Source organism: Emticicia sp., assembly GCF_043780375.1.
Taxonomy (GTDB): domain Bacteria; phylum Bacteroidota; class Bacteroidia; order Cytophagales; family Spirosomataceae; genus Emticicia.
This window is the reverse complement of record NZ_JAYWCU010000042.1, coordinates 1-9184: the sequence shown is the minus strand read 5'-3', so window position 1 is coordinate 9184 and position 9184 is coordinate 1. Positions and strand designations below refer to the sequence as shown.

The window sequence follows — 9184 nt, the reverse complement described above, 5'->3', positions numbered from 1 at the left end:
TCCACAAAACGCCTGACAATAAGATATTAGCACATAGAATCTATTTCAAAATTTATAGCCGACCTGCGACGGTTTATGTACTTTCTTTTAATTTTACCCCAATACGTCGGCAACGCTTTATTTGCCAGCAAAAGCAATCAGTCAAGTAAAAGAAAGTGGTAAAAACCTTACGCCAAGCAATGGGATTAGTAATTTAACGCTCGAAAATGGTCAAGTAAAAATGACTTTGGCTTCGGGACAATATTCATTTGAGATAAAAGATTAATATTTTTTTGTTGATTAAGCAGCTATCAAGTTTTCACAAATTTGATAGCTGCTTTTTTTATGTCTTAAAATACAGATAACCACTTTTTGAATATTATTGCAATTTATGAAAAAACATAAATCCACTCATTTGCTTCAAAATAACTCTAAAACTCTTTTGTTTTTCTTCATAATCAGAAAATAGAATACATTTTTTAGTACAAATAAAAATGACAAAAATCATATTGATTGATTTTGAATCATATTGGCGTTTTTTTGATTCACAACTTTATTAATTTAATCTGAAATTTGTACTACTAATTAATAAAATAATACCAAACCTATTTCACTGATGAGAAAAACACTAATTTGGTCGGTACTAATACTGACTTTTATTTCTACTGCTCTTTTTGCTCAGAATAGCAAAATTTCCGGAAAAATCAACGATGCTAAAAACGATGCCTTAGCAGGAGCTTCTGTTGTAATAAAAGGTACAACGAAAGGTACAATCACCAACGCCAATGGTGAGTTTTCGATTGAAAACGTAGCAGATGGTGCTTACAAATTAAGTATTTCATTTTTGGGTTATTCTTCACAAGAAATTTCGGTAAACGTACCACAAACTGGTAGTTTGGTGATTTCATTGCAAGAAGACCAAGCCGCTCTCGACGAAGTGGTAGTAACGGGGGTTTTTGACAAACGTACAAAAATGAACGCTTCGGTGGCAATTTCAACCTTGAACCTCAAACAAATTGAGGCAGTTGTACCAAATAGCTCGGCCGATTTGCTCAAAAATTTGCCTGGGGTTTATGTAAATACTTCAAAAGGTGAGGTTGGAAATTCAGTTTATACAAGAGGCTTGAACTATAACGGCGGCTTTTTCTATGTTTCGATGCAAGAAGACGGCTTGCCAGTTGTTGGTATTTCTGGACTCGTTCAGCCTGATGCGTATCTAAGAGCCGATGCTACTATCAGTAGAGTGGAGTCGGTAAGAGGCGGAACTGCAACTATCTTAGGACCAAATGCTCCTGGTGGTTTGTTTAATTATGTGTCAAAAACTGGTGGACAAACACTTTCTGCGGAGGTTCGTGCAAGATTGGGCTTAGAAGGAAATGGTCAGAATCCTTACTATCGTGCTGATTTTAATGTGGGTGGACCACTTTCAAAAGACAAAACCGTAACCTTTAATGTAGGTGGATTTTATAGAAATGCCAATGGTCCAAAATACCCAGGCTATAAATTGAGCTACGGTGGACAAGTAAAAGCCAATATCATTAAAAACTATAAATCAGGTTCGATTAAATTGTATACAAAAATATTAGATGATAATACCGCACCATTTGAGTTTACGCCTTCGGTAGACTTCGCAAATCCGCAACCAGCAGGGAGCTTTACGAATACAAGTTCAACCTTGATTCAATCGCAACAATTTACTGTTCCAAAGGCATTATCGGGAGCTTCAAAAGATATTAATTATGATACTCGTAAAGTAGGCTCTTACAACGAAAAAGCGATTGGCTTAAACTGGGAACAAAATATTGGCGAAGGCTGGACTTTCAACAATAATTTCAAGATTTCTAATAAAGATAACATCAACCAAACTACTGCCGTTGTATTTCCTTTTAGGGTTGACCAACTTACATTTTACGCTGTAGGTGGCAATGTAGGGCGTATGGGAACTTATGAGTTTTACAACCCAACCACTGGTGTAAGTTATGGAACAGTACAGCAACTGCCACCAACTGCACCGGGTCCTCCAAGATTAATTGCTGGTAAATTAAATTTGCCAGGAGGTGATGTTTTACCAAATGCGGTTTTTTATAATCCAAACCCTTATAGCGAAATAGGTATGAACGATGTAATTGACCAAGCTACGATTACAAAAAAACTGAAAAACATGACCTTCACAGGTGGTTTGTATTATGCTGCCACAAAAGCAAATCGTTTCTCGATGATTCCAGCGGGACAAAGTTTTGCTACCATTGAAGACCAACCGCAGACTGTTGCAATCAGATATACAAATTTAGCAGGAGCAAAATTTGACCTGACAAACGCCAACGGTATCACAAATTTTGGTGGAAGTGGCGTTTATGAAAACGAAGCAACTATCAAGCAAACGGCTTTGTTTTTAGGTCATAACTGGGATATTACCGATAAATTGAACTTAGATTGGGGAATTCGTGCTGAAAACTTCAATATCAAATCAAGTTTTACTACGCCTAAGCGTATCACACCCGATAGCCCAACTGGTATAGATGGCAATGCTTCAACGCTCTATGATGGTCGAATGTTTACAACAAATCCTACGCAAAGTTTTGAGAAAACTCTATCATTCAAAGATGTTGTTTCTTACTCATTGGGTTTGAATTATAGAGTAAATGATGGTTTTGCGGTATATGGTCGTTATTCGCAAGGTCGCAAAACGCCTGATTTGAGTTATTTCATGGATATTGCTAATCAGCAACTTACATCAGGCATTTCGGTTGAAGCACAGGATATTAAAATGGCTGAATTGGGTTTGAAATATCGCAGCAGAAACTTGAGTTTGTTTGCAACTCCTTTCTATACTTTGGCAAGCAATATTCCTAACTTTCAGATTTTTCAAAATGCTGACGCTACTTATTATGCTCCTGCCCGTGTTTATCAGAAAATCGAAACAAAAGGTTTAGAGTTAGAAGGTAATTATGCTTTCAACAAAAATTTTAGTTTGCGTGCGGTAGGTATTTTACAAACATCGGTTGCCAAAGAATTTAGTGTTTGGTTAGCCAAAACCAATGGACCTGCCGATGATGAAAAGGTAACTTATGATGGCGGTATAAATGATAATATCGGTAATATGTTTACTGTTACGCCTACATATAGTAATGAAAAATTGACTACCTCAATTAACTGGCAATATATGGGTAAACGTTGGGCAAATGTGGGCAATGCCTTCCAATTGCCATCATTCAATGCTTTTGATTTTAATGCTTCTTATAAAATTACGAAGAAGATTCAAGCAAATTTATCAATCAATAATGTGTTGAATAAATATGGCATTATGGGTTGGGCTGCCCCAGGTGGTTTTCCAGCGGCACTCGATACGCAAGGTTTTACAAAAGCGATGCTCGAAGCTAATAAGCAAGCTGTTTATGCAACTTTGCCAATTATGCCACGTGCATATTACTTGACTTTGAGTTATAAGTTTTAATTGTAGGTTGAATATTAGGTGCAAACGGGGTAGATGATTTTCTATCCCGTTTTTAAGTATTATTTTCTGATTGATTTAGCATAGTTTTTCTGAGTTTATGTCAATTTTTGCTAAAATATAATTATTAAATTTGTGCAAATTATTATTGAAACTTTACAAAAATGTAAATATCAAAACTATGAAAAAAATAATTTTCGGAATCTTAACTTTTGGCATTTTAAACGCCACTTTTGCTCAATTTTCGCAGCGAAATCCGACTCCAAACGACACTTTACAATCTATTCAAATTTTGAATGATGGTAAAGTGAAGTTCAGTATTTACGCTCCAAAAGCATCGGAAGTAACTGTAATGGGCGACTACGCTCCAAAATTTGGTGCTGATAAACTCGCCAAAAGTGAAATTGGTGTTTGGTCGTTTACAACCGATTATGCCGTAAAACCAAGTCTTTATACTTACGATTTTTCGGTAGATGGTTTAAAGATTTTCGACCCAAAAAATGCTCAATACAAAGAAAGCAATAGCGGTTTCTCGAATCTTTTTGAAGTAAAAGGAGCAGAAAATGACTATCAGAGTTTGAAGAATGTGCCGCACGGAAAAATAGAAAAAGTGCTTTATTCTTCGACTTCTTTGGGCGGAATTACTCGACGTTTACACGTTTATCTACCCCCAAATTATGACCAAATCAGCAAAAAAGAGAAACTGCCAGTGCTTTATTTGTTTCACGGTGGCGGCGATAATGATGCTTCTTGGACAACCGCAGGTCGTGCAAATTTGATTTTTGATAACCTCTATGCCGAAGGAAAACTCAAACCTATGATTGTTGTGATGTCGGCAGGGCATACGCCAGTCAAAGGAAATGCAATGGGAGCAGGCCCTGAAGCTGACCCTTTCAGCAAAGATTTTCTACAAGATATTATTCCTTTCGTCGAAAAAACTTATCCAGTTTCTACCAAGTGTGAGCATCGTGCCATTGCAGGGCTTTCGATGGGCGGAATTCAGACCTTAAATATTGCTTTGTGGAATCCGACATTGTTTGCTTATGTGTTTCCGATGAGTACAGGTTATTTTCCGAATCTTATCAAAGAATTAGAAGAAAAATACACGGCAGTTTTGGCTAATAAGTCAATCAACGAATTTAAGAAATTTAAGATTTATATGGGTGGCGAGGCTGATATTGCCTACAAAAACAACATCAATACAATGGCTCTTTTCGATAAAAGTGGCATAAAATATACCTACGAAAACATCGAAGGCGGGCATACATTTCTGACTTGGCGTAAGAATTTACAAGATTTTGCTCCATTATTATTCAAATAAAATACCCTTTAAAATATTCATAAAATGACAAAAATATTGTGTTCGCTCGCATTAATTGTTTTTTCAGTTTTTCATTCATTCGCTCAAAAAAAAGAGCCATTCCTTTGGGGAGTAGCAACTTGTGCTTACCAAGTTGAGGGAGCATATCAAACCGATGGAAAAGGAGAATCGAAATGGGATTTTCTGACCAATACGGTAAGAATTACCGAAAAAGTAATTGGGCAAAATCATACGGGAAATGTGTCGATAAATATGTACGACCGCACCCAATATTTGAAAGATATTGCCTTAATGAAAGAGTTGGGCATCAATTCTTACAGAATGTCGCTCGATTGGAGTAGAATTATTCCCGATGGAACTGGTGCGGTAAATGAAGTTGCCTTAAAACACTACGATGTGTTGATTGATGATTTATTGGCGGCAGGAATTGAGCCGTTCGTAACACTTTACCACTTTGATTATCCTGCGGTTTTACTCAAAAAAGGCGGTTGGGCAAATCCAGAAATGCCAAATTGGTATTATAATTATGCTTCGGTAGTTTTAAAGCGTTATGGACAAAAAGTGAAACATTTTATCACTTTCAATGAGCCTTATATAGAGTTTTTTTTAGTCGAGAATCTACTTTCTGGCGAAAATCCAGCCAGTATTTCAAAAGAAAAGTACATGAGCCAAATGCAAAAAGCCCATGCTCAGATGGTAGTAAACGCTCGAGTGATAAAATTATACCACGATTTAAAACTCAAAGGAGAAATCGGTATTGTACTCAATGTAAATCCTGCTGCTGCGTGGGATGAGAAAAATGCTGCCGACATAAAAACTGCCGAATTTCAAGATATTTTGATAAATGGCTTATTTCTCGACCCACTTTACAAAGGACGTTACCCCAAAATGGCCTTGGATTCGTTGGCAAAATACAATCCGACTTTCAAGCCAAGTGCCGAAGACATGGCACTTATTGCAGCTCAAAAACCTGATTTTCTTGGAATTAATTTTTATGCTCCTGCCATCGTAAAAGGCGAAGATACTGCCATGTCGTTGAAATGGTTGGATAATAATCCCGATGCCATCAAATCAAACGTGGGTCCAGTACGACCAGAATATTTGTATAAAATCTTGATGCGTTTGAAAAATGACTACGAAAATCCGAAAGTTTATATCACTGAAAACGGCACAGGTTATGTATCTGAAGACGTAAAAGTTGATGGCAAAATCAAAGACCCAATGCGTGCCGATTATATCAAACGCCACATTGAATGGTCATTAAAAGCCAAAAAAGAAGGTGCTAACCTCAATGGATATATGGTTTGGTCAGGCTGGGATAATTTTGAATGGGTGTCGGGCTATACCAAGCGTTTGGGCTTGATTTACGTTGATTTTGAAACCCAAGAACGTACCCCAAAGCAGAGCTTTTATGAGTATCAGCAGATAATCAAGAATACTAAGTTTTAATAAGCTTTGTGGCTTTAAAATATTGATAATAAGGTAATTAAATAAAGATGTTAATAAAAGAAACAATAAGAATAATTTTATTCAGCCTAATCCACTTGACGTATTTACACGCCCAAGATCATGGTGGTTCTGCCCTTAAAAGCCCAGCTATTCCCGTTGAAATATTTATGGGAAATCATGCCGTAAATGTGCAGTTGGTGGTGTCAAAGCATTTCAACGAAAAAAGTAAATGGGGTTATTTCAATGTAACGAGTTTTAACGGGGATTATAAAAACGACCTCACTAAAAATGAGTTTTTTACTCAATTACGAACTTTTTAAAGGCTTCTCATTGACTGCTGGTTTTGCATTAAACCAAAAAACAGGATTTAGGAAAGTGGCTGGTTTTCAATATGTATTCGCCAACAAAAAGTGGCTTTTTATTGCCGTTCCAACAGTCGATTTGAGCGATAATCATAACCTCGAAACGTTTAATTTATTGGAATTTAAACCAAAGCTGACCGAAAAAGTTGAATTTTACACCAGATTTCAAAGTTTATACATTCTAAATCCAGAAGATAATAGCCACCAACGAAGCTATGTAAACCTAAGATTTGGTTTAGCCATAAAAAATTATCAGTTTGGTATTGGTGCAGACTCAAATTGGTATGGACCACACAAAGTAAATACCGATAATGTGGGGCTTTTTGCACGAATCCAACTGAACTAAAAAAATGAAAAAAATAGAGTCAGACCTTATCGTAATCGCCGCAGGAGCAGCAGGACTTTCGGCCGCTGTTGCAGCCGCTCAATGTGGACTGTCTGTCATTATTTTTGAGAAAAATGCTATTACGGGCGGAACTGCAAACAAAGGCATGGGGCCTTTGGGCATCGAAAGTCGTCATACAAGAGCGAGGTTGCTACAACCGACCAAAGATGAAGCATTTAGGGTGTTCATGGATTATACACATTGGCGAGTTGATGCCAAATTGGTACGTGCTTTTTTGAATAAATCGGGTGATACCATTCATTGGCTCGAAGCCTTGGGCGTTGAGTTTGTAGAGCCTGCCACATACTTTACAGGTTCGTATTCTACTTGGCATTTGGTGAAGCCAGAAACTGGCCCTCCCGGACCGGGTGGAGCTGCTACCATGATGAAGATTTTGACCCAAAAAGCGATTGATTTAGGCGTGGTTTTTTATTTGGAAAGTGCTGTTAATCAGATAATTAAAGAAAATGATGCTGTTGTTGGCGTAAAAGCAAACGATAAAGAAGGCAATGCAATAGAGGCTCGTGCAAATGCCGTAATCGTTGCTACGGGTGGCTTTGGAAATAGCCCAGAAATGATAAAAGAACACGCTGGTTTTGAGGTTGATAAAGATATTTTTCCATTCCGAATTCAAGGCATTACAGGCGATGGCATCAGAATGGCGTGGGAAGTGGGTGCTAAAAAAACTGAGATGTCAATGGAGTTGGTCTATGGTATGACCGACCCTCTGAATGTGCCTCCACAATTGCACGAAGCCTGCCGACAACCACATTTATTTGTCAATTATTTGGGTGAAAGATTTATGAATGAGGCCATTATGGCAAATGTAACTTTCACCGGAAATGCTCTTACGCTTCAAAAAGATAAAACAGGTTTTTTGATTTTTGATGAAGGTATTTTAAAAGAAATGGAACAAGATTTTGATACCCGAAACCGAGTTTTTCCAAAAACAAATTTTGAAAATTCTCAATCAATAATAGAGGTTTATTTGAAATCGGGTAGGGGTAATTTTTATGTAGCTGATAGCCTCGAAGACCTTGCTTCACAAACAGGAATTGAGTTAGAAAACTTAAAAGAGACCATCGAAAATTATAATGCTTATTGCCAAAATGGCTATGATGAGCAGTTTAATAAAGAACGAAAATACCTTCGACCGCTCACTGGTGGAAAATGGTACGCAGGGCGACATTTTCCGAGTGCTTATGGCAGTGCAGGAGGTATAAAAATCAACGAAAAAGCCGAAGTTATAGGGCAAGATTGGAAGTCAATCAAAGGCTTTTATGCCGCAGGGACAGACGCTTGTTCGATTTATGACGATAGTTATCCATTTATTTTTCCAGGTACTTCAATGGGTTTTGCAATAAATACTGGCCGAATTGCTGTGGAAAATATTATGAAATTCATAAGCGAAAAAAATAAGCTATTTTACCCTAAACATAAATAAAATAATGAAAAAAAGACTTTTTTTCTACGAAAATGGCATAGTAATACTCATGGCACTAACGTTTGGCTGTTTATTCTTCGACCGCCTCGCACTCAATTTTTTAATGCCGTACGTGGCAAAAGACTTAAATTTGAATAATACCCAAATCGGACTTTTGGCAGGGGCATTATCGTTGGCGTGGGCAGTTTCAAGCTTTTTTTCTACTGCTTGGGCCGAAAATAATAATAAGAAGAAATTGGTTTTTGTGGTAGCCGTTTTTGTGTTTTCAGTTTGTTCGTTTGGTTCGGGTTTGGCTACCTCATTTATTACGCTATTGCTTGCTCGCATGATCATGGGTTTTGCCGAAGGCCCAGTTATTCCTTTGGCACAAAACTTTGTCGAGCGAGAATCCTCACCTAACCGAATGGGCCTAAATGCGGGGATTTTGCAAGGTGTTGGTTCGGCACTTTTTGGTTCTATCTTAGCCCCTGTATTGTTGGTTAAAATTGCCGAAAACATGGGTTGGCGAAATGCTTTCTTAGTGGCAGGTGCACCAGGTTTAATTTTGGGTTTATTGGCGTGGAAATTTCTAAGAAAATCGACCGTCGAAAGTATTGCCCAAATCAACGAAAAATCAGCTCTAAATATCTCCGAATTGCTCGAATACAACAATATTAAATACGGCATCGGAGCAGCTTGTTGTGTGTTTGGTTGGTGGTTTTCTACGCTGCCTTTTATTTCAACCTATTTTGTGCAAAACCAAGGCATGACTCCCGACGAAATGGGCAAAACTATGGGTTTGCTCGGCGTAGCT

8 protein-coding genes are annotated in these 9184 nt (G+C 37.6%); all 8 read left to right on the top strand.

The window, feature by feature from the left end; all coding sequences use genetic code 11:
• The first annotated feature begins 121 nt into the window (after positions 1-121).
• Positions 122-265 carry a hypothetical protein gene (locus ACH2CJ_RS03025; RefSeq protein ID WP_394990618.1) on the top strand — a complete coding sequence of 48 codons (144 nt, stop codon included), beginning with the start codon at positions 122-124 and terminating at the stop codon, positions 263-265.
• 330 nt (positions 266-595) lie between these two features.
• Complete coding sequence (locus ACH2CJ_RS03020) at positions 596-3433, top strand: TonB-dependent receptor domain-containing protein (RefSeq protein ID WP_394990617.1); 2838 nt, start codon at positions 596-598, stop codon at positions 3431-3433.
• A gap of 178 nt (positions 3434-3611) precedes the next feature.
• Positions 3612-4751, top strand: a complete 1140-nt coding sequence (locus ACH2CJ_RS03015; RefSeq protein ID WP_394990615.1) for an esterase — start codon at positions 3612-3614, stop codon at positions 4749-4751.
• A 24-nt stretch (positions 4752-4775) separates the two neighbouring features.
• Entirely contained in the window at positions 4776-6200 is a 1425-nt protein-coding gene (locus ACH2CJ_RS03010; RefSeq protein WP_394990612.1) for a glycoside hydrolase family 1 protein, read from the top strand.
• 47 nt (positions 6201-6247) lie between these two features.
• Positions 6248-6520, top strand: a complete 273-nt coding sequence (locus ACH2CJ_RS03005; RefSeq protein WP_394990611.1) for a hypothetical protein — start codon at positions 6248-6250, stop codon at positions 6518-6520.
• Entirely contained in the window at positions 6489-6908 is a 420-nt protein-coding gene (locus ACH2CJ_RS03000; RefSeq protein WP_394990610.1) for a hypothetical protein, read from the top strand. Before ACH2CJ_RS03005 ends, ACH2CJ_RS03000 begins: the two co-directional genes overlap by 32 nt.
• A gap of 4 nt (positions 6909-6912) precedes the next feature.
• Positions 6913-8391, top strand: a complete 1479-nt coding sequence (locus ACH2CJ_RS02995) for an FAD-dependent oxidoreductase (RefSeq protein WP_394990609.1) — start codon at positions 6913-6915, stop codon at positions 8389-8391.
• A 4-nt stretch (positions 8392-8395) separates the two neighbouring features.
• The coding region (locus ACH2CJ_RS02990; RefSeq protein WP_394990608.1) for an MFS transporter at positions 8396-9184 on the top strand (789 nt) is incomplete at its 3' end.